Raw genomic sequence first — 19,504 nt, forward strand, 5'->3', positions numbered from 1 at the left:
AAAAGGGAAACAAACATGGCTTATGACGTCGTTATCATCGGCTCGGGACCGGGCGGCTATGTCTGCGCCATCAAGGCGGCACAGCTTGGGCTGAAGGTCGCGGTGGTCGAGAAGAACGCGACCTTCGGCGGCACCTGCCTCAACATCGGCTGCATCCCGTCCAAGGCGCTGCTTTATGCCTCGGAAATGTTCGCCGAGGCCGGCCATTCCTTCGACACGCTCGGCGTCGAAATCCCGGCACCCAAGCTGAACCTGAAGAAAATGATGGCGCACAAGGATGCGACGGTGTCGTCCAACGTCAATGGCGTCGCCTTCCTGTTCAAGAAGAACAAGATCGATGCCTTCCGCGGCACCGGCAAGGTGGTCGCCGCAGGCAAGGTCTCGCTGATCGGCGAGGACGGCAAGGTCGAGGAGATCGAGACCAAGAACATCGTCATCGCCACCGGGTCCGATGTCGCCGGCATTCCCGGCGTCAAGGTCGACTTCGACGAAAAAATCATCGTGTCCTCGACGGGCGCGCTGTCGCTGGAGAAGGTGCCTGGCCATCTGGTGGTGGTCGGCGGCGGTGTCATCGGCCTCGAACTCGGCTCGGTCTGGGCACGGCTCGGCGCCAAAGTCACGGTGGTCGAGTTCCTCGACACCATTTTGGGCGGCATGGACGGCGAGGTGTCGAAACAGTTCCAGCGGATGCTCTCCAAGCAGGGCTTTGAGTTCAAGCTCGGCGCCAAGGTGACCGGCGTCGCCAAGGCCAAGAAGGGCGCGACCGTTACCTTCGAGCCGGTCAAGGGGGGTACTGCCGAAACCATCGAGGCCGATGCCGTGCTGATCTCGACGGGACGCCGCGCCTTTTCGGACAGCCTCGGGCTGAAGGAGGCCGGCGTCGAAGTCGACGAGCGCGGCCGGGTCAAGACCGACGGGCATCTCAGGACCAATGTTCCCGGGATCTACGCCATCGGCGATGTCATCGCCGGGCCGATGCTGGCCCACAAGGCCGAGGACGAGGGCGTGGCGGTGGCCGAGACCATCGCCGGCCAGGCCGGCCATGTGAACTATGACGTCATTCCGAGCGTCGTCTACACCAATCCGGAGATCGCGTCGGTCGGCAAGACCGAGGAAGAGCTGAAGAAGGCCGGCATCGACTACAAGGTCGGCAAATTCCCCTTCACCGCCAACGGCCGCGCGCGCGCCATGCTGCATACCGACGGTTTCGTGAAGATCCTGGCCGACAAGCAGAGCGACCGTGTGCTCGGCGTCCATATCGTCGGCTTCGGCGCCGGCGAGATGATCCATGAGGCGGCGGTGCTGATGGAGTTCGGCGGCTCGTCGGAAGATCTCGCCCGCACCTGCCACGCCCATCCGACGATGTCTGAAGCGGTGAAGGAAGCGGCGCTGGCCACCTTCTTCAAGCCGATCCACATCTAAGGGTGCCCAACGCTTCGTCGTCCTATGGCGGAGCAAGGAGCGAAGCGACGCGGCGTAGACCCCTGGAGCTGCTCCGCAGCCCAAGGGATCCATGCCGTGACTTCAGAGCGCTCCTGCGGTGCGGAATTCTGCTCCGCTGCATTCCTCGGCCGAGGTCGCGGCATGGATCCTCGGGTCAAGCCCGAGGATGGCGAACGGGCGGAGTGGCTTGGCGCCAAGACCCCCCAACGGTCATCACCCAAAACAAAACGGCCCGCCTTTCAGCAGGCCGTTCGTCTTGATATCGAGCCCCTTACTGGGCCGGCGCTGGTGCCGGGGCGGGCGCTGGTGCGGGAGCCGGCGCTGGTGCTGGTGCTGGTGCAGGAGCCGGGGCGGGCGCAGGAGCTGGTTCGGCTGGCTTGGCCGGTTCGGCGGGCTTCATCGGTTCAGCCGGTGCGGGCGCCGGAGCCGGTGTGCTGGCCGCTGGCGGCTCGGCGGGTGCCGGGTGCTCGCCACCACTTCTTCCGAAAACATAATACGCGACAATCGCCAGGATAACGACGACCAGTGCAATCAGCCAGGGGCTGCCGCCACCGCCGCTCGGCCGAGGGGCATTGGTGGTCGAATTGTACGGATCGTTTGGATTTGGTGTGTTCGCCATGAATGTGTCCTCCGGGAAAATGAAAAAGGTCAATCAACATCCATCAACGCGCAACCGTTGAATGGGTTTCACGCTAGCGGAGGAAAACGCCGGAAACGCGGCGTTTGCGTGCCTCCGCTGCCGTCCGACTCAATTGACGGCGGTGACAGTATAGCCGGCTTTGCGGAAATCCTCGACCAGTCCCTCTGGACCGGGAAGGTGCAGCGCGCCGACCGCCATGAAGGCGTTGCCCTTGGCCAGGATGGGCCCGGCATGATCGACCATCACCTTGTTGCGGCTGGTGATCATGGTCTCCTCGAAGGCGGCGTAGCCCGCAGGGTCGTCCTGCTCCTCGGGCATGGCGGCGCGGAACAGCGGCCAGAACATGCCGGTGTCGCCACGCTGGTAGAGCACGATCATGGTTTCGTTAATGTCGTTGACCTTGTCGCCCAGCTTCAGCGTGTCGACCAGGCCCTTCATATGAAAGGCGAGCGGCAGCGAGGCCATGGCGCGCAGCTGGCTCTCGGCCGTTTCCAATCCTTCCACCGGCTTGCCGGCCGCCTTGGCGCTCTCGGCCAGCTTGACGTCGAGCACCGGCGCGCCGCCGGACTGGCGGGCGAGTTCGCAAGCCGGAAGCGCCATCATGGCCGACAGCATCCACGGCTTCATCTTGGCGACCGTCGCCGGCGGGATGCCGCGCGCATCGAGCGCGGCGTTCATGGCCGCCGCTTCGTCCGGCGACAGCAGTGACGAAAGCGTCGTGGAGTCGGTGAACATCATCAGGTCCGGCTCTTTCAGCATCGCCGTCATCATCTTCTGCTTGTCGAGCACGTCGGTGGTCTCGATAATGAGGGTGGCGGCTGCATCGAAGGCCTTCTGTGCATAGGCCGGCAGCGTGGTGACGCGCGGATCGGTCATGTGCATGGTGCCGAACAGGTAGGATGGCTGTTCGCCTGATTTTTCCAGCTTCCACAGCAGCCCCTTGCCGTTCAGCGTGGCAGCCGCATCGGCCTCGATTTTGCCGTAGGTGGCGGGGTTGTTCTTCTGCAAGGCCGACAGCATGTCGGCGCCGGTACAGGTCGGGATTTCCGCGTGCGCCCTGCCGGCGGCGAACAGCAGGACGGCAAGGAAGGACAGGAAAAACAGCACGTTGAGCGCGACAAGCAGTTTCAGCGAGACGGAAGCCGCACGGTCGGCGATGGCGATGACACGTTTCATGGTCCCATTCCTAGGCCTGAAAAGCGGCAAAACCGTTAATCGCGAGGGCAAAATTGAAGGGTTCATGCCCTGGGATGGGCCGATTCGTAGATTTCCAGCAGCCTTGCGGTGTCGACACCGGTGTAGATCTGCGTCGTCGACAGGCTGGCGTGGCCCAGGAGTTCCTGGATGGTGCGCAGATCGCCGCCTCGGCCGAGCAGATGGGTGGCGAAGGAATGGCGCAAGGCATGTGGCGTCGCCGTGTCCGGCAGGTTGAGCGCCGAACGCAGCTTCGCCATGTCACGCTGGATGATGGCCGGGTTGAGCGGGCCGCCGCGCGCGCCGCGAAACAGCAGACCCTTCGGATCGAGGTGATAGGGGCAGAGCCGGCGGTATTCGGCGATCGCCCTGAGTGCCACCGGCAACACCGGCACCAGCCGTGTCTTGCCGCCCTTGCCGGTGACGCGCAGCACGGTGTCGGCTTCCGACGCCAGATCGGCGGCGGCGAGGCCAAGCGCCTCGGAAATGCGCAGGCCCGAGCCGTAGAGCAGTGTCAGCACGGCGGCGTTGCGGGCGGCGATCCAGGGTTCTTCCGCCAGTTGACCCTCGACGGAGACCACGTGCCTGGCATCGCTCGCCGTCAGCGGCTTGGGCAGCGATTTGGGCTGGCGTGGCGCGCGCAAGGCCGCGGCACCAGCTGCATTGGCCAAGCCCCGCCGCTCGAGGAACCGCAGCAGCGAGCGGATGCCGGCCAGGCCACGGCCAAGCGTGCGGGCGCCGGCGCCGGCATTGCGGCGGGCGGCGAGGAAACCGCGCAGGTCGGCCGGGCGCAGGTCGGCGATATCGGAAATGCCGGGCGGTCCGCCGATATGGCCGGTGAGGAAGTGCAGGAACTGGCGTGAATCGCGCTCATAGGCTTCCACTGTCTCGGGTGACAGGCGACGTTCACGCGCGAGCATCTTCAGCCAGCTTTCGCGCGCGGCCTGGAGATCGGCTTTTGCCGGTATGAGGAATTCCTGCATCGGGTCTGTTCCGGTTCGCCGTCATTTTCCGGCAGCCGGGTTAGGAAGCGGTGAAGAGCCCGTTATTGAAATGACGGCGAGGCGGCGCTAGAGCAGGGACAAAGGATTTTCGCCCATGAGCAAGCCGCAGAACCCCGTCCAGATGGCCGTAATCGGCGCCGCGCACGGCATCAAGGGCGAACTCAGGGTGAAAACCTTCACCGGCGAGCCAATGGCGCTGGCGGATTATGGGCCGCTCTACGCCAGGGATGGACGAGCCTTTCAGATAACCGACATAAGGCCCGCCAACACCGTTGTCGTGGTGCGCTTCAAGGGTGTCAGCGACCGCAATGCGGCCGAGGCGCTCGCCGGCACGGAGCTGTTCGTCGACCGTTCGATGCTGCCCGACGATGGCGAGGAGGACGAATTCTACCATGCCGACCTGATCGGGCTGGAGATCCGGGATGATACCGGTGCCGCCATCGGCAAGGTGGTCGCGGTGCACAATTTCGGCGGCGGCGACATCCTCGATGTGACGCTCGCCGGGCGCAAGGGCGTGCTGATCCCGTTCACGCAGGCCGCCGTGCCTGCCGTGTCGATCGCCGAGGGCTTTGTCCGCGTCGATCCGGTGGCGGCTGGACTGGTCGAGGACGAGGACGGCGAGGCGCCGCGCGAGGAGGATTTCGACCCGAAGGGCCGGCCGCGCGGACCGCGCGACGCCGGGGGCAACCGGTGAGTTTTGCCGCGTCGGTGCTGACGCTCTATCCCGAGATGTTCCCGGGCCCGCTAGGCTTGTCGCTGGCCGGGCGGGCGCTGGAGGCGGGCACATGGTCTCTGGAGGCGATCCAGATCCGCGACTTCGCCGCCGACAAGCACCGCACCGTCGATGACACGCCGGCCGGCGGCGGGGCCGGCATGGTGATGCGGGCCGATGTCCTGGCCAGGGCGATCGACCATGCCTCGCCGGCGGGCGATGTGCGTCCGCGCCTGCTGATGAGCCCGCGCGGCAAACCACTGACGCAGGCTCGCGTGCGCGAACTCGCCGCCGGGCCGGGTGCCGTCATCCTGTGCGGCCGCTTCGAAGGTGTCGACCAGCGGGTGATCGATGCGCGAAACCTGGAAGAAGTCTCGATCGGCGATTTCATCCTGTCCGGGGGCGAGCCGGCGGCGCTGGTGCTGCTCGACGCCGTGGTGCGGCTGTTGCCCGGGGTGATGGGCAATGCGGTCTCCGGGGAAGAAGAGAGTTTCGAAAACGGCCTGCTCGAACATCCGCACTATACACGACCGCAGGAATTCGAGGGCCGGGAGATTCCCGAAGTGCTGATCTCCGGCAATCACAAGAAGATCGCCGCCTGGCGCCGCGCGCAGTCGGAGACGCTGACGAAAGAGCGGCGACCCGATCTGTTCGGCGATCAGCCTTTGCTGAAGTAGTAAAAAGCCAGAAACAGGCCGACGGCGATGACGAAGCCGCGCACCACGTTCTGCGGTACGCGCTTGGCGATCCAGACGCCGGCATAGCCGCCCAGCGCCCCGCCCGGGATCATGACGATCGCCTCCGGCCAGGCGACGACGCCGCCCGAGACGAAGACGACGATGGCGACAGCCGCGATGACCACGGCCAGCATGTTCTTCAGTGCGTTCAGGCGGTGGTAGTCGCCGGCCTGGGTCAGGCCGAGGGTGGCCAGCATCATCACGCCCATGCCGGCGCCGAAGAAGCCGCCATAGATAGCGGTGACGAATTGCGCCAGCGAGCCGGCGAGTGAGCCCACGGCCGCTTCGTGTCCGGGTTTCGGCGCCGGCTTCAGCCATGGCCCGGCGGCAAACAGTGCCGTCGCGCCCAAAAGCAGCCACGGCACCAGGACGCGAAAGGACGGATTGTCGAGCGCCAGCAGGATCAGGGCGCCGGCTAGCGCGCCGACGGCCGAGATCAGGCAGAGCAGCAGCGCGCCGCGCCAGAAGTGCCTGATGTCGGCCCAGTAAGCGAGGGTCGAGGTGATGTAGCCGGGGAACTGCGTCACCGACGAGGTGGCGTTGGCCACGATCGGGGGGACGCCGACCAGTGTCATGGCGCCGAAGGTGATGAAGGTGCCGCCGCCGGCGACCGCGTTGGCGGCGCCTGACAGAAAGCCCGCCAGGAAGAGCAGGATGGCGTCGAAGACAGACATGGATAACCGCCGTGAAGGAGTGTGCTATTCTGGCTTAGGAAGCTTGGTGGACAGACGCAACCCGGCACGGCAGGATTAAGATGGTGCCATGCTGGGAGCCATGCCGGCAAAAAATGCACGGGCAAGGCGTGACAAAGCGCCGAAATAGCTGTATGTGCCCGCCCGTACCGGCAAGAACAAATCTGCCGGACCCGTCAACAATGACGGTGTAGTCGCCCCTGCCCGATGTCTGGGAGACAAATGTCTTGGAGACAAAGGACATAGCCGAGCGGTCAATGGAACTGCGAGGCGAGCGTAGGGCGCTCTGACTGTCGGAAGAACAAGAAGTGGATTTTTAGATGGATCTCATCCGTCAGCTCGAGGCCGAACAGGCCGCCAAGATCGAAGCCAAGCGCAAGCTTCCCGAATTCCAGCCCGGCGACACCGTGCGCGTCCAGGTCCGCGTGACCGAAGGCACCCGCACCCGCGTCCAGGCTTACGAGGGCGTCGTCATCGCCCGCGCCGGTTCCGGCTTCCAGGAAAATTTCACCGTCCGCAAGATCTCCTACGGCGAAGGCGTCGAGCGCGTGTTCCCCGTCTACTCGCCGATGGTCGAAGGCGTCGAGATCGTGCGCCGCGGCAAGGTGCGTCGCGCCAAGCTCTATTACCTGCGCGATCGTCGCGGCAAGTCGGCCCGTATTTCGGAAAACACCGGCGTGCGCGCCCGCAAGCTCAATGATGAGGAGCGCGACGCGCTGAACGCCGAGAAGGCGCGCATCGAGGCCGAGAAGGTCGCAGCCGCCCAGGCGCTGGCCGCCGAGACGGCCGCCAAGGAAGCCGCCGAGAAGAAGGCAGCCGCCGAAGCTGAAGCGGCAGCCAAGGCTGCCGCTGAAGCGACCCCGGCCGAATAAGAGTTCGACGAAGGATTTTGAAAAGGCGGCTTCGGCCGCCTTTTTTCGTTTCACCGAACTGTGAACGGGTTCAGCCTCGGTGATCGGGGTCGACAATTGACGTCCAATAATATTGCGTACTAAATAATAGTGCACAATCTAATTGGAGAATGGAAGATGGCACTCTACACCACACAGGCCCATGTGACGGGCGGTCGCGCAGGCCATGGCGAAACCAGCGACGGCCTGCTCAAGGTCGATCTGGCGATGCCCAAGGAGCTCGGCGGACCGGGGGGCGCGACCAATCCCGAACAGCTTTTCGCCGTCGGCTATGCCGCCTGCTTCGAAAGCGCGATCCGCTTCGTGGCGCGCAAGCAGAAGCTGCCGCTCGAGGACGCAGCGGTAGCGGCCACCGTCAGCCTGCTTCCCAATGGCGAAGGCTTCAGGCTCGGCGTCGCGTTGGCAGCGGAGACGAAAGGCCTTGATCAGGCGGCGGCGGAAGCGCTTGTATCGGCGGCGCATCAGATTTGCCCTTATTCGAATGCCATCAGGGGCAATGTCGAGGTGGCGCTTTCGGTAAAGGCGGCATGACGACAAAGGTCGAAACGAAAGCCAGAGAAGCCCCGGCGGAGGCCGCCGGGGCGCACCCGGTGCCACGGCTCGATCAACAGCTCTGTTTCGCGCTCTATTCGGCGAGCGGATTGATGACCAAGCTCTACCGGCCGTTGCTCGATCCGCTCGGCCTGACCTATCCGCAATATCTGGTGATGCTGGCGCTGTGGGAACGCGCGCCGAGCACGGTGGGCGACCTTGGCGCAGCGCTCGGCCTGGATTCAGCGACGCTGACCCCGCTGCTCAAGCGAATGGAAGCGGGCGGCCTCGTCACCCGCCGGCGCGATGCCGACGACGAGCGCCGGGTGCTGGTCGAGCCGACGGCCAAGGGCCAGGCGCTGCGCGCGAAGATGAAGGATGTGCAGGCGGCGCTCGATTGCGGCATGCCGCTGGAGCGGACTGAGCTCAAAACCCTTCACGGCACGCTCACCCGCCTTGTCGCGGGATTGCGCGAAGCCGTGACCGAGCAAGATTGATCGCGGCAAGGACTGTCCTCAAAACCGCCTTCCGGAAGCACTGGAATCCACGTGAACACGCAAAGTCGCGGTGGACCCGTCTTGCAAGGCGCTTGCGGGAAGCTAAAGTCGGCGCCGGATTTCTCTGCCGCGCAAGCATCGCGCGGCCAATCATTTCGGGGAGTGTGTCATGACCAAATCGAAATTGCTGCTGGCGGGCCTGTTGGCTCTGGTCCTGGCGCCCGTTGCCGCCTTCGCGCAGGCGTTGCCCGATCTCGGCGGCAAGAAGGTCGTGGTGGTGACCGAAAACGCCTATCCGCCGCTCCAGTTCATCGACGCCAAGACCGGCAAACAGATCGGCTGGGAATATGACGCGATGAACGAGATCGCCAAGCGGCTCAATTTCAAGGTCGAGTACCAGAACACCTCTTGGGATGCGATGATCCAGGCGGTCTCCGACAACCAGTACAACATCGGCATGACCGGCATCACCATCAAGGACGACCGCAAGCAGAAGGTCGACTTCTCCGATCCCTATATGCGCTCGGAACAGTTCATGCTGGTGCGCGGCGATGAAAGCCGCTTCACCGACGCCAAGACCTTCGGCGCCTTCAAGGACGGACTAATTGGCGCACAGGCCGGCACCACGCCCTTCTACACCGCCGTCTACAGTGTGCTCGACGGCAATGAGCAAAACCCGCGCATCAAACTGTTCGAGACGTTTGGCGCCACCGTGCAGGCACTGAAGTCCGGCGACGTCGATGTCGTGCTGACCGACGGCACCGCCGGCAAGGGTTATGTCGATGCTTCGGAGGGCAAGCTGAAGCTGATCGGCGGCCCGCTCGGCACCGAGGATTTCGGCTTCATCTTCCCCAAGGGCTCCGACCTCGTGAAGCCGGTCAACGCGGCGATCGCAGCGCTGAAGGCGGATGGCACCTTCGATGCGCTGAACAAGAAGTGGTTCCTTGATTACAAGATGGGGCAGTGAGCCAATCTTGTTGAGGGCGTGGTCTGATGGGCAGGGATTTGCGTTGGCGCGTCCCCCTCGCAGTTCCTGCGTCGCCGACCTCTGCTAATGGCAGCCCCCACCATTTCCAAACCCGACTTCCCCTGGTGGCTCGCCGTTGCCGGTGTCCTTGCGCTGGCGGCTGCCCTCGCCATCGCCGCCAGCGATCTCTATGCGCAGGTCTTCGCCACTGTCGCCAAGGGCATCGGCATCACCGTCTTCGTCACTGTCATCGCCTTCGTCCTGGCGTCGGTGATCGGCCTCGGCATCGCTTTGATGGGACTGTCGGGTTCGGCCTGGCTGCGGCAGATCGCGCGCTTCTATGTCGAGATCATTCGTGGCGTGCCGATCCTGGTGCTGCTGTTCTGGATAGCCTTTGCCGGCGCGCCGGCCTTCGTCGCGGCCTGGAACGGGCTGACCGCGCCATTGCAGAATGCCGGCGTCCTCGGCGAATTGCTGGTGCGTGACGTGTCGTTGCTGTGGCGTGCCATCATGGCGCTCACCATCGGCTATTCGGCCTTCATCTCCGAGGTTTTTCGCGCCGGCATCCAGTCGGTCGAGAAAGGTCAGATCGAGGCAGCGAAGGCTTTGGGGCTGAGCCGTGCGCAGCGCTTCCGGCTGGTCGTGTTTCCGCAGGCGATCCGCACCATCCTGCCGCCGCTCGGCAATGATTTCGTCGCCCTGGTCAAGGATTCCTCGCTGGTCTCGGTGCTCGGCGTCGCCGACATCACGCAGATGGGCAAAGTGTATGCCGCCGGCTCGTTCCGCTTCTTCGAGACCTATTCTATAACAGCCTATATCTATCTCATCCTCACCGTCGGCCTGTCGCTGGCGCTCAGGGCGCTGGAGCGGCGTTTGCGCCGCCAGCACGAGGAATAGTTTTTCGGCCGGGACAGCGTTACGCTCGGCTGCTTAAGGAGCTGCCAGTGAACATCGACAAGGCCAATGCGGCGCTGGATTCGGTCTACACGGCCGAAACCCCCGAAACGCTGGCGCGGGCCTATGCCGCATGGGCCGCGACCTATGATGGCGAAACCGCCTCGCTCGGGTATCTCCTGCCGTTCCTGATCACCGCCTGGGTTACCCGCCACGTGCCTGTGGGAGAAGGGCCGTTGCTCGACGCCGGCTGCGGCACGGGCCTGTCGGGACCGTCGCTGAAGGCGCTCGGCTACAGCGACATTGCCGGACTCGACCTGTCGGACGACATGCTCAAGATCGCCGGCAGCCGCAATGCCTACAGCGAGCTGAAGCAGGCAATGCTGGGCGGGCCGCTGCCATGGCCGGACGGCTATTTCCGCGCCTTCTTCTCCACCGGCGTGTTCACCATCAGCCACGCGCCGGCCGCCGGCCTGCATGAACTGGTGCGCATCACGAAAAAGGGCGGCCACGCCATCTTCACGGTGCGCGACCAGGTGTTTGAGAGTGGCGGTTTTCAGGCTGTGTTCGATGAGTTGGAACAGGCAGCGAAATGGCGGGCGGTCGAGGCAAGCCCGTGGTTTCGCTGTTACGCCATCGCCGAGCCCGACGCGATGGTGAAGACTTTCGTGTTCGAGGTGATGTAAGCCGAGGGAAGAAGTGCTGGCGACACGCCGCAATTGCCGAAAAGCCAAAACATTGCTATCTAGCCCGCCATGGAAAAGCTTTTCAGCGATCCGGCCTACAAGGGGTTCGTGCTGCAGGACAGAAAACGCCTGCCGTCGCGCTTTTCCGCGCGCGTGTCCGGCGCCCTGACCAGCCGACTTCGCTAATCCCTGACGGCCGGCCGCGGGCTTGCGGCATCAGCTCTTTCCCATTCTCATATCGACGGATTTACGCACATGAGCGCACCGCGCACCCTCTACGACAAGATTTTCGACGACCACGTCGTCGACCGCCAGGACGACGGCACCTGCCTGCTCTACATCGACCGCCACCTCGTCCATGAGGTGACCAGCCCGCAGGCCTTCGAAGGCCTGCGCATGAGCGGCCGGAAAGTCCGTCACCCGGAAAAAACGCTGGCCGTGGTCGACCACAACGTCTCGACCTCGCCCGAGCGCAAGTTCGGCATCAAGAACGAGGAAAGCCGCATCCAGGTCGAAGCGCTGGCCAGGAACGCCAGGGATTTCGGCGTCGAATATTATTCGGAGAACGATATCCGCCAGGGCATCGTCCACATCATCGGCCCCGAGCAGGGCTTTACGCTGCCCGGCATGACCATCGTCTGCGGCGACAGCCACACTTCGACGCACGGTGCCTTCGGCGCGCTGGCGCATGGCATCGGCACGTCCGAGGTCGAGCATGTGCTGGCGACGCAAACGCTGATCCAGCGCAAGGCCAAGAACATGCTGGTGCGCGTCGACGGCCAGCTGCCGGAAGGGGTCACCGCCAAGGACATCATCCTTGCAATCATCGGCGAGATCGGCACCGCCGGCGGCACCGGCTATGTCATCGAATATGCCGGCGAGGCGATCCGTGCGCTGTCGATGGAAGGCCGCATGACGATCTGCAACATGTCGATCGAGGGCGGCGCGCGCGCCGGCCTGATCGCGGCCGACGAGACCACCTTCGCCTATGTCAAGGACAAGCCGCGCGCGCCGAAGGGCGCTGCCTGGGACGCGGCGCTCGAATACTGGAAGACGCTGCAGACCGACGAAGGCGCGCATTTCGACAAGGTGATCGTGCTCGACGCGGCCAAGCTGCCGCCGATCGTCTCCTGGGGCTCCTCGCCCGAGGATGTCGTCTCCGTGCAGGGCATCGTGCCGAACCCGGAAGACATCACCGACGAGAACAAGCGCACCTCCAAGCTGCGCGCGCTCGACTATATGGGCCTGACGCCGGGGACGAAGATCACCGACATCACCCTCGACCGCGTCTTCATCGGCTCCTGCACCAACGGCCGCATCGAGGATCTGCGCGCCGTCGCCAAGGTGGTCGAGGGCAAGACAGTCAGCCCGCATGTCGATGCCATGATCGTGCCGGGCTCCGGCCTGGTCAAGGAGCAGGCCGAAGCCGAGGGGCTGGACAAGATCTTCCGCGCCGCCGGGTTCGACTGGCGCGAGCCGGGCTGTTCGATGTGCCTGGCCATGAACGACGACCGGCTGAAGCCGCATGAGCGCTGCGCCTCGACCTCGAACCGCAATTTCGAAGGCCGCCAGGGCTTCAAGGGCCGCACCCACCTTGTGTCGCCGGCCATGGCGGCCGCCGCGGCGATTGCCGGCCACTTCGTCGACATTCGGGACTGGAAATAAGCCAGGCTGGAGTTGACCCGAGCCTTTGCAGGGCTTGGGTCAAGCCTTCCTGTCGCGCCGGATGAGTTCATGGAATTCCTCGCGGCGCCCAGGTTCGTCCGCCGCGACCACGAGCGCCAGCTGCTCTTCGTCGAAGAGCTTGAACCACTCGTCCCATTCGACAAGCTCATAGCCGCCGGCGTTGACGGGCCGTTCCGGCTGGTCCTGGTCCTGATAGGCGTGCTGGCCGAAGACCAGCCTAAGCATGGGCTGCGTCCCAGCCTCTGGCGATATGTCGACGATGGCGGGAAAGCCGGCACGCCCGGCAGCCCATGAACGGATTGCATCGTGGTCGGTCAATGTGATCGTGTCGGCCATGGCCTGCTCCTGGATTGTGGATTCAGGAACGCTTCCGACAGCACCGGGTTCCCGCAAACATACGGCGCCGACAGCCCAGGCTTAACGGCTTGTTTGGGCTTGCCCTCTAAGGTCTTCCGCGACGTCAGCAGAGGGGAAGTCACAGTCCTTTGGACACCGGCCTGTTCATAGCGTTGCTCAATCCGACGATCGCGCTGGCGCTCGGCGCGGCCTTCCTCATGCTGTGGTTCCATCAGCGCCATCGCCCCTATCTGGCGGTGCTGGCGCTCAGCTACTGCGTCTCGGCGCCCGGCTTCCTGTTCCAATATTTCACCTTGCCCATCGGTGTGACGCTGACCAAGCTGGTGTCGAACATCTGCTTCACCATCGCTGCCTGCTGCCTGTCCGGCGCCATTATCGCCCGCTACGGCCGGAAGGTGCCCGGCGTGGGGATCGCCGTGCTGGCGGGCGGCGGCCTTGCGGCATTCGCGTGGTTCCTGTTCGTCACCCCGGATCTCACCTGGCGCATCCTGGCGATGAATTTCGGTTTCGGCGGCGTCAGCCTGCTCGTCGCCGCCGAACTGCGCCCGGTGCGCAACAACGGCCCGACAGAAAAGATCCTGTTCGTGCTGTCGCTGCTGTCCAGCGTCAATTTCTTCGTGCGCACCCTGGCGGTCGTCATCGCGCACGGGCCCTTCGCCGGTTATGACGGCTTCTACGGCTCGTCCTACTGGACGACGGCGCTGCTGTCGCACGCGCTGCTGTCGCTGCTGATCGCGCTTTGCCTCTTCACCGCCGCCGCGCTCGACGTGATGAAGGCGCTGAAGACGGAAACCCACACCGACCCGCTTTCGGGGCTGCTCAACCGCCGGGGTTTCGAGGAGCGGGCCGCCATGCTGCTGCAGCGTTGCGCCGTGGCCAAATTCCCGGTGGCGCTGGTGCTGGCGGACCTCGACCATTTCAAGGCGCTCAACGATATGCACGGGCATGCCGCCGGCGACCGCGTGATCGCGGATTTCGCCGGGAAGCTGCGCTCGGCCACGGGAGCGCGAGGTGCCGCGGGGCGCATCGGCGGCGAGGAATTCGCCGTGCTTTTGCCGCTGACCGATCTCGCCGCGGCGCGGCTCTTCGCCGAGGCGGTGCGCACACTCTATTCGGCCGGCGGCGTCGACGGGCTTCCCGCCGGCACCAAGGTTACCGCCAGCTTCGGCGTGGCGGCCCGCAGCGGCGACGAGACGCTGGAACCGTTGATGCGACGGGCCGACGAGGCGCTTTACAAGGCCAAGAAAAATGGTCGCGACAGCGTGCGCCTCTCCTACGAGCGACCGGAGACGGTGTTCGTGCCGGAGCCGCTCAGGGCCAGCTGACCGCCGCGTTCGCGCTTCGCGTTAACGTCTTTTTCGCCCGTCGATGTTTAGCTATCGGCGGGGGTTTGAGGATAGATGAGCGGCGCCAACTTCATCCTGTTGATCAATCTGGCGGTTGCCGCCCTGCTGGCGGCATCCTTCATGGCTGTCTCGTTCCATGATGCCGGCCGCGCGCCGGCACGCTGGATGGCGTCAGCTTATGTCCTGGGCGTGGTCTATTCAGCGATCGAATTCAGCATTCCGGCCTTCAACGATGCGCGGCTTCCTGTGGTTACGGCCTTTGCCGTTTTCCTCGGCGCCACCATTGCCTTCAACGGCGGACTTGCCCGCAAATATGGCGTGGCGCCGCCATGGACGCCGATGCTGTTCTTCCTGGCCGCAACCACCATCGCGGTCTATTTCGTGCAGGATCTGCCGCGCCAGTCGCTCACCCGCATCATGGCCTACCAGCTTCCCTACGCCGCCATGCAGTTCGTTGGCCTTGGCATCGTCTGGGCGTCTAGGCAAAGCCGCGGTCGCCTCGATCTGATCCTGATGGCGGTGCTGGCGGCCAGCGGCCTGCAGTTTGCCTCAAAGCCGTTCATCGCGCATGCGCTCGGCGGCTGGGGCGCCAATCCGCAGGCCTATCTGCAAAGCAGCTACGCGCTGGTGTCGCAGTCGCTGGGCACTGTCTTTGCCCTGGCACTGGCGCTGCTGACGCTGGGCATTCTCGTTCGCGATGTGCTTGCCGAAGTGACGTCGAAGTCGGAGGTGGACACGCTGTCGGGCCTGCTCAACCGTGGCGGCTTCACGCGTCATGCGGAGCTGGCCGTACACGACGCCACGCGCCTGGGCGTGCCGGTGGCGATGGTCATTGCCGATCTCGATCATTTCAAGTCCGTCAACGACAGCTTCGGCCATGCGTCCGGCGACCGGGTGATCGAGGCCTTTGCCGGTCTGCTGCGAGAAGCGGCCGAGGACCATCACGTGGTTGGCCGCATCGGCGGCGAGGAGTTCGCCGTTATCCTGACAGGCGCCAACCTTGCAGCCGCCCGGCTGTTCGCGGAAGGCACCCGCCACGCGTTCGGCGCATTGCCCATCAGCGGGTTGCCGGCCGACAACCGCTGCACGTCGAGCTTCGGCATTGCCGAGCTCCACGTGAGCGAGGGGTTTTCCGACCTGATGCGGCGCGCGGATGAAGCGCTCTACCTGGCAAAGAATGCCGGGCGCGACTGCGTGCGTGTCTCCACCGGGCCGGCCGATGGGCTGGCCGTGTTCAAAATCGGCTAGGCCCGCATCAACGGCAGGGGCTGAGCTCAGGCATTTCGCCGTCGGACAGGCCGTACATATAGGAGCGGCCCTTGACGAACACCGGCGGGCGATAGCAGTCGCCTTCACCCGATATGTCGTCGGATTCGTTCTGGTAGATCACCTTGGGCTGGCCGGCGCTGGTGTAGTCGGACAATTGCCTGGCCAGCTTGCCTTCGCCGACGATGATGCGCTTGTAGCCGGCTGCGCTGTCGATGACGAGATTGCCGAACGAATCGGCGTAGACGCGGTCATGATGGCGCAAGCCGGCCTCGGCCGGCGCGGCCTCCGTGACGGCAAGCGCTGCCAGCGTGAGGGCCGCGAGGCCTGTCCGCACTGATTTAGCCCGCACTGATTTAGAACGCATGTCGCTCTCCCTTTGTCGGCGCGAGAGAGATCGCGCCCCGATCTGGTCCGAATCGGAAATTAACCCTTTCTTAACCTTTGTTAAGGGGAGGAGCGGCCCGACGGCCGTTTCTTAATGAAGATGGTTAATTTCGCGGTCGCCGCCGATGTCCCAACGGGACGACATGGCCGCTCGAATCCGGGGTGAACTTGATCTTGGCGCGCCGCGTGGCTAGCGTGCCCAGCCATGAGGGGGCAGCACATGATGTTTGACCGAACGCTTCGGATGTCGTTCGCTATTCCGCTGCTTCTCGCGGCCGGCGCCTGTGTGCCGGAGGACGGCGCGCCCAAGGCCGCCAACACAGTGACACCCGTGGTGGCGCCTGCTGCTCCCGTCCAGCAACAGTCCGCGCGACTGGCGACCAAGATCACCACCGACCTCACCGCCCCACGCTTCACCACGGGCACGGCCACCTACAGATGCGGCAATGGCGGCATGATCACCATTCAGAATCTCGGCACGTCGCTGCGCGTGGTCGGCCAGGAAGGCGCCACCGAGGAGTTCGCGGCGTCACCGGCAAACCAGAGCAGCCGCTACCAGGCGGTCACGCATGACGCAATCGTGATCGACGGACGCGAGGCGCTGGTGATGAAGAAGGGATCGACGCCGCAGACCTGCACCCGGTGAGCCAAATCTCGACACGGCCGCGCCCCTGGCGAGACATGCTGCACTGCAGCGATATCAAGCCGGCTTCGGCCGTTCGCCCGCTAATCGATTGAAGCCGCATCCGGGCTTTTAGTCAGACTAAATTACGTTTTCGAAACGGTTTTCTGGCTTTGACGCGGTGCAAAAAGAGCATTAGAAACCGGCTGTCCGAAGTCGCAACCGGAAGCGGCAATGCCGCATTTCCACCTGAGGCGGCAGACGCCGAACTGGGGCAGCCATGAGCAAATCACCAGCCACCCAAGCCAGACGCGAAAGGCCGCTTTCGCCGCACCTGAGCGTGTACCGGCCGCCGATCACCATGACGATGTCGATCATCCATCGCATCACCGGGGGCGCGCTTTACTTCGGCACGCTGCTGGTTGCCGTCTGGCTGATGGCGGCGGCATCCTCGCAGCCGGCTTTCGATTGGGTGAACTGGGCCTTCGGCACCTGGCTCGGGCGGCTGATCCTGTTCGGCTATAGCTGGGCGCTGATGCATCACATGCTGGGCGGTGTCCGCCATCTGATCTGGGACACCGGCGCCGGGCTGGAAAAACACACGGCCTCGAAGATCGCCTGGGCGACGCTTGCCGGCTCGGTTCTGCTCACGCTGCTGATCTGGGTCGCCGGCACCATGGCGCGGGGAGCCTTGTGATGAGTGCGAAGAACACCGACATGCGTACCCCGCTGGCCAGGGTGCGCGGCCTGGGCTCTGCCCGCGAAGGCACCGGGCATTTCTGGCGCCAGCGATTGACGGCGATCGCCAACATCCCGCTGATCCTGTTTTTCACCGGGTTCCTGATCGCGCTCAACGGCGCCGGCTATGCACAGGTGCGGGCAGCGCTCGCCAACCCGTTCGTGGCACTGGTGATGGCCCTGGTGCTCATCTCGCCGCTCTATCATATGCGTATCGGCATGCAGGTGATCATCGAGGACTATGTGCATGGCGAAGGCATGAAGCTGGCGCTGATCGCCCTCAACACATTCTTCACCATAGCAGTCGGCGTCGCTTCGCTGTTCGCCCTGCTGAAACTGGCATTCGGAGGCTGAAGTCTTGGCCCAGGACACGAAATCAGCCAACGCGGCAGGCTACACCTTTGTCGATCACAAGTTCGACGTGGTCGTCGTCGGCGCCGGCGGCGCCGGGCTGCGCGCCACGCTTGGCATGGCTGAACAGGGCCTGCGCACCGCCTGCATCACCAAGGTGTTCCCCACCCGCTCGCACACGGTTGCCGCGCAAGGCGGCATCGCCGCGTCGCTGTCCAACATGGGCCCGGATTCCTGGCAGTGGCACATGTACGACACCGTCAAGGGCTCGGACTGGCTGGGCGACGTCGACGCCATGGAATATCTGGTGCGCGAAGCCCCGGCCGCCGTTTACGAACTCGAACATTACGGCGTGCCGTTCTCGCGCACCGAAGAGGGCAAGATCTACCAGCGGCCGTTCGGCGGCCACATGATGAACTATGGCGACGGGCCGCCGGTGCAGCGCACCTGTGCGGCCGCCGACCGCACCGGCCATGCCATCCTGCACACGCTCTACGGCCAGTCGCTGAAGAACAACGCGCAGTTCTTCATCGAGTATTTCGCGCTCGATCTGATCATGGAACCGGACGGCACCTGCACCGGCGTCGTGGCGTGGAATCTGGACGACGGCACCATCCACCGCTTCTTGGCCAAGATGGTGGTGCTGGCGACCGGCGGCTATGGGCGCGCCTATTTTTCGGCGACCTCGGCACACACCTGCACCGGCGACGGTGGCGGCATGGCGGCGCGGGCGGGGTTCCCGTTGCAGGACATGGAGTTCGTGCAGTTTCACCCGACCGGAATCTATGGCGCCGGCTGCCTGATTACCGAGGGCGCGCGCGGCGAGGGCGGCTATCTCGTCAACTCCGAGGGCGAACGCTTCATGGAGCGCTACGCACCGTCGGCCAAGGACCTCGCCTCGCGCGATGTCGTCTCGCGCTGCATGACGCTGGAAATTCGCGAAGGCCGCGGCGTCGGCAAGGCCAAGGACCACATCTTCCTGCACCTCGATCATCTCGATCCGGCGGTCTTGCACGAAAGGCTTCCAGGCATTTCGGAGTCGGCGAAAATCTTCGCCGGCGTCGACCTGACCAAGGAGCCGATCCCGGTGCTGCCGACGGTGCACTACAATATGGGCGGCGTGCCGACCAATTATTGGGGCGAGGTGCTCAATCCAACCGCGGACAACCCCGACCGGGTCTCGCCCGGCCTGATGGCGGTCGGCGAGGCCGGTTGCGCTTCCGTGCACGGTGCCAACCGGCTTGGCTCGAACTCGCTGATCGACCTGGTGGTGTTCGGCCGCGCCGCGGCGATCCGCGCCGGCCAGGTCATCGACCGCAAGGCGGCGATCCCGTCGCCCAACCAGGCTTCGGTCGACAAGATCATGGATCGCTTCGACCGGCTCCGCCACGCCAACGGCTCGACGCCGACGGCTGTCCTTCGTGAAAAGATGCAAAAGGCGATGCAGGAAGACGCCGCGGTGTTCCGCACGCAGGAATCGCTCGAAAACGGCTGCAAGCGTATTTCGGAAATCTGGACCGAGCTCAAGGATGTCAAAGTCTTCGACCGCTCGATGATCTGGAACTCGGACCTGGTCGAGACTCTGGAACTGGAAAACCTGATGGCCAACGCCATCACCACCGTCTACGGCGCCGAGGCGCGCAAGGAGAGCCGTGGCGCGCATGCCCGGGAAGATTTTTCCGCCCGCGACGACGCCAACTGGCGCAAGCATACGCTCGCCCATCTCAGCGAGGACGGCGCGGTGACGCTGACCTATCGGCCGGTGCATACCGAGCCGCTTTTGGCCGAAAAGGACGGCGGCATCAGTCTGGCCAAGATAGCGCCGAAGGCCAGGGTGTACTGA

The 19,504-nt window shown here is 64.5% G+C and carries 21 protein-coding genes; 16 read left to right on the forward strand and 5 right to left on the reverse strand.

What is annotated here, in order from left to right; translation table 11 throughout:
- Positions 1 to 15: 15 nt before the first annotated feature.
- Positions 16 to 1,422 carry a dihydrolipoyl dehydrogenase gene (gene lpdA, locus LB555_RS10165; protein WP_224682816.1) on the forward strand — a complete coding sequence of 469 codons (1,407 nt, stop codon included), beginning with the start codon at positions 16 to 18 and terminating at the stop codon, positions 1,420 to 1,422.
- Positions 1,423 to 2,191: 769 nt separating this feature from the next.
- Here lpdA and LB555_RS10170 read toward each other — a convergent pair.
- A complete protein-coding gene (locus LB555_RS10170) occupies positions 2,192 to 3,259 on the reverse strand; it encodes a TraB/GumN family protein (RefSeq protein WP_224682817.1) in 1,068 nt (355 codons plus the stop codon).
- 62 nt (positions 3,260 to 3,321) lie between these two features.
- Positions 3,322 to 4,260 (reverse strand): tyrosine recombinase XerC, encoded by a 939-nt coding sequence (locus LB555_RS10175; protein ID WP_224682818.1) that lies wholly within the window; start codon positions 4,258 to 4,260, stop codon positions 3,322 to 3,324.
- 115 nt (positions 4,261 to 4,375) lie between these two features.
- Between LB555_RS10175 and rimM the strand changes: the two genes are divergently transcribed.
- Both rimM and trmD read left to right on the forward strand, forming a co-directional pair.
- The gene (gene rimM / locus LB555_RS10180; protein ID WP_224682819.1) at positions 4,376 to 4,975 is read left to right on the forward strand and encodes a ribosome maturation factor RimM; all 600 of its coding nucleotides are present in this window, start codon (positions 4,376 to 4,378) and stop codon (positions 4,973 to 4,975) included.
- Entirely contained in the window at positions 4,972 to 5,670 is a 699-nt protein-coding gene (trmD, locus tag LB555_RS10185; protein WP_224682820.1) for a tRNA (guanosine(37)-N1)-methyltransferase TrmD, read from the forward strand. Before rimM ends, trmD begins: the two co-directional genes overlap by 4 nt.
- Here the strand turns inward: trmD and LB555_RS10190 are convergent.
- Positions 5,652 to 6,404 carry a sulfite exporter TauE/SafE family protein gene (locus tag LB555_RS10190; protein ID WP_140719739.1) on the reverse strand — a complete coding sequence of 251 codons (753 nt, stop codon included), beginning with the start codon at positions 6,402 to 6,404 and terminating at the stop codon, positions 5,652 to 5,654. The two genes, trmD and LB555_RS10190, sit on opposite strands and share 19 nt — an antisense overlap.
- Before the next feature lie 338 nt (positions 6,405 to 6,742).
- Here LB555_RS10190 and rplS point away from each other — a divergent pair, with 338 nt between their 5' ends.
- The 7 genes from rplS (at position 6,743) to leuC (ending at position 12,573) form a co-directional block, all read left to right on the forward strand.
- Positions 6,743 to 7,294: a 50S ribosomal protein L19 gene (gene rplS / locus LB555_RS10195; protein WP_013892267.1), complete on the forward strand. Its 552-nt coding sequence runs from the start codon at positions 6,743 to 6,745 to the stop codon at positions 7,292 to 7,294.
- 156 nt (positions 7,295 to 7,450) lie between these two features.
- On the forward strand, positions 7,451 to 7,864 hold the full coding sequence (locus LB555_RS10200) for an organic hydroperoxide resistance protein (RefSeq protein WP_224682821.1): 414 nt from the start codon (positions 7,451 to 7,453) through the stop codon (positions 7,862 to 7,864).
- A complete protein-coding gene (locus LB555_RS10205; protein ID WP_224682822.1) occupies positions 7,861 to 8,361 on the forward strand; it encodes a MarR family winged helix-turn-helix transcriptional regulator in 501 nt (166 codons plus the stop codon). The genes LB555_RS10200 and LB555_RS10205 overlap by 4 nt, the downstream gene beginning before the upstream one ends.
- Positions 8,362 to 8,530: 169 nt before the next feature.
- Positions 8,531 to 9,328, forward strand: a complete 798-nt coding sequence (locus LB555_RS10210; RefSeq protein ID WP_140874572.1) for a transporter substrate-binding domain-containing protein — start codon at positions 8,531 to 8,533, stop codon at positions 9,326 to 9,328.
- An 87-nt stretch (positions 9,329 to 9,415) separates the two neighbouring features.
- Positions 9,416 to 10,225, forward strand: a complete 810-nt coding sequence (locus LB555_RS10215; protein WP_140712273.1) for an amino acid ABC transporter permease — start codon at positions 9,416 to 9,418, stop codon at positions 10,223 to 10,225.
- Between the two features lie 47 nt (positions 10,226 to 10,272).
- On the forward strand, positions 10,273 to 10,908 hold the full coding sequence (locus LB555_RS10220; RefSeq protein ID WP_224682823.1) for a class I SAM-dependent DNA methyltransferase: 636 nt from the start codon (positions 10,273 to 10,275) through the stop codon (positions 10,906 to 10,908).
- A 255-nt stretch (positions 10,909 to 11,163) separates the two neighbouring features.
- Positions 11,164 to 12,573, forward strand: coding sequence for a 3-isopropylmalate dehydratase large subunit (gene leuC, locus LB555_RS10225; RefSeq protein ID WP_140618342.1), 1,410 nt, complete (start codon positions 11,164 to 11,166; stop codon positions 12,571 to 12,573).
- A 39-nt stretch (positions 12,574 to 12,612) separates the two neighbouring features.
- Here the strand turns inward: leuC and LB555_RS10230 are convergent, their stop codons facing one another.
- On the reverse strand, positions 12,613 to 12,930 hold the full coding sequence (locus LB555_RS10230; protein ID WP_015315031.1) for a hypothetical protein: 318 nt from the start codon (positions 12,928 to 12,930) through the stop codon (positions 12,613 to 12,615).
- Between the two features lie 149 nt (positions 12,931 to 13,079).
- Here LB555_RS10230 and LB555_RS10235 point away from each other — a divergent pair, with 149 nt between their 5' ends.
- A complete protein-coding gene (locus LB555_RS10235) occupies positions 13,080 to 14,276 on the forward strand; it encodes a sensor domain-containing diguanylate cyclase (RefSeq protein WP_140618344.1) in 1,197 nt (398 codons plus the stop codon).
- Positions 14,277 to 14,351: 75 nt separating this feature from the next.
- Positions 14,352 to 15,545 (forward strand): sensor domain-containing diguanylate cyclase, encoded by a 1,194-nt coding sequence (locus tag LB555_RS10240; protein ID WP_224682824.1) that lies wholly within the window; start codon positions 14,352 to 14,354, stop codon positions 15,543 to 15,545.
- A 7-nt stretch (positions 15,546 to 15,552) separates the two neighbouring features.
- Here the strand turns inward: LB555_RS10240 and LB555_RS10245 are convergent, their stop codons facing one another.
- Entirely contained in the window at positions 15,553 to 15,930 is a 378-nt protein-coding gene (locus tag LB555_RS10245; protein WP_263489006.1) for a hypothetical protein, read from the reverse strand.
- Between the two features lie 240 nt (positions 15,931 to 16,170).
- Between LB555_RS10245 and LB555_RS10250 the strand changes: the two genes are divergently transcribed.
- The 4 genes from LB555_RS10250 (at position 16,171) to sdhA (ending at position 19,504) form a co-directional block, all read left to right on the forward strand.
- Complete coding sequence (locus LB555_RS10250) at positions 16,171 to 16,596, forward strand: hypothetical protein (RefSeq protein ID WP_181174477.1); 426 nt, start codon at positions 16,171 to 16,173, stop codon at positions 16,594 to 16,596.
- A gap of 256 nt (positions 16,597 to 16,852) precedes the next feature.
- On the forward strand, positions 16,853 to 17,269 hold the full coding sequence (sdhC, locus tag LB555_RS10255; protein WP_015315036.1) for a succinate dehydrogenase, cytochrome b556 subunit: 417 nt from the start codon (positions 16,853 to 16,855) through the stop codon (positions 17,267 to 17,269).
- Positions 17,269 to 17,664, forward strand: a complete 396-nt coding sequence (gene sdhD / locus LB555_RS10260) for a succinate dehydrogenase, hydrophobic membrane anchor protein (protein ID WP_023771889.1) — start codon at positions 17,269 to 17,271, stop codon at positions 17,662 to 17,664. The genes sdhC and sdhD overlap by 1 nt, the downstream gene beginning before the upstream one ends.
- 4 nt (positions 17,665 to 17,668) lie before the next feature.
- A complete protein-coding gene (gene sdhA / locus LB555_RS10265) occupies positions 17,669 to 19,504 on the forward strand; it encodes a succinate dehydrogenase flavoprotein subunit (protein WP_224682825.1) in 1,836 nt (611 codons plus the stop codon).

Source organism: Mesorhizobium sp. BR-1-1-10, from assembly GCF_020165595.1.
Taxonomy (GTDB): domain Bacteria; phylum Pseudomonadota; class Alphaproteobacteria; order Rhizobiales; family Rhizobiaceae; genus Mesorhizobium; species Mesorhizobium australicum.

Coding starts and splice junctions, on each gene's coding strand:
- lpdA (WP_224682816.1), top strand. CDS start 16: ATGGCTTATGACGTCGTTATCATCGGCTCGGGACCGGGCGGCTATGTC.
- LB555_RS10170 (WP_224682817.1), bottom strand. CDS start 3,259: ATGAAACGTGTCATCGCCATCGCCGACCGTGCGGCTTCCGTCTCGCTG.
- LB555_RS10175 (WP_224682818.1), bottom strand. CDS start 4,260: ATGCAGGAATTCCTCATACCGGCAAAAGCCGATCTCCAGGCCGCGCGC.
- rimM (WP_224682819.1), top strand. CDS start 4,376: ATGAGCAAGCCGCAGAACCCCGTCCAGATGGCCGTAATCGGCGCCGCG.
- LB555_RS10190 (WP_140719739.1), bottom strand. CDS start 6,404: ATGTCTGTCTTCGACGCCATCCTGCTCTTCCTGGCGGGCTTTCTGTCA.
- rplS (WP_013892267.1), top strand. CDS start 6,743: ATGGATCTCATCCGTCAGCTCGAGGCCGAACAGGCCGCCAAGATCGAA.
- LB555_RS10200 (WP_224682821.1), top strand. CDS start 7,451: ATGGCACTCTACACCACACAGGCCCATGTGACGGGCGGTCGCGCAGGC.
- LB555_RS10205 (WP_224682822.1), top strand. CDS start 7,861: ATGACGACAAAGGTCGAAACGAAAGCCAGAGAAGCCCCGGCGGAGGCC.
- LB555_RS10210 (WP_140874572.1), top strand. CDS start 8,531: ATGACCAAATCGAAATTGCTGCTGGCGGGCCTGTTGGCTCTGGTCCTG.
- LB555_RS10215 (WP_140712273.1), top strand. CDS start 9,416: ATGGCAGCCCCCACCATTTCCAAACCCGACTTCCCCTGGTGGCTCGCC.
- leuC (WP_140618342.1), top strand. CDS start 11,164: ATGAGCGCACCGCGCACCCTCTACGACAAGATTTTCGACGACCACGTC.
- LB555_RS10230 (WP_015315031.1), bottom strand. CDS start 12,930: ATGGCCGACACGATCACATTGACCGACCACGATGCAATCCGTTCATGG.
- LB555_RS10240 (WP_224682824.1), top strand. CDS start 14,352: ATGAGCGGCGCCAACTTCATCCTGTTGATCAATCTGGCGGTTGCCGCC.
- LB555_RS10245 (WP_263489006.1), bottom strand. CDS start 15,930: ATGCGTTCTAAATCAGTGCGGGCTAAATCAGTGCGGACAGGCCTCGCG.
- LB555_RS10250 (WP_181174477.1), top strand. CDS start 16,171: ATGATGTTTGACCGAACGCTTCGGATGTCGTTCGCTATTCCGCTGCTT.
- sdhC (WP_015315036.1), top strand. CDS start 16,853: ATGAGCAAATCACCAGCCACCCAAGCCAGACGCGAAAGGCCGCTTTCG.
- sdhD (WP_023771889.1), top strand. CDS start 17,269: ATGAGTGCGAAGAACACCGACATGCGTACCCCGCTGGCCAGGGTGCGC.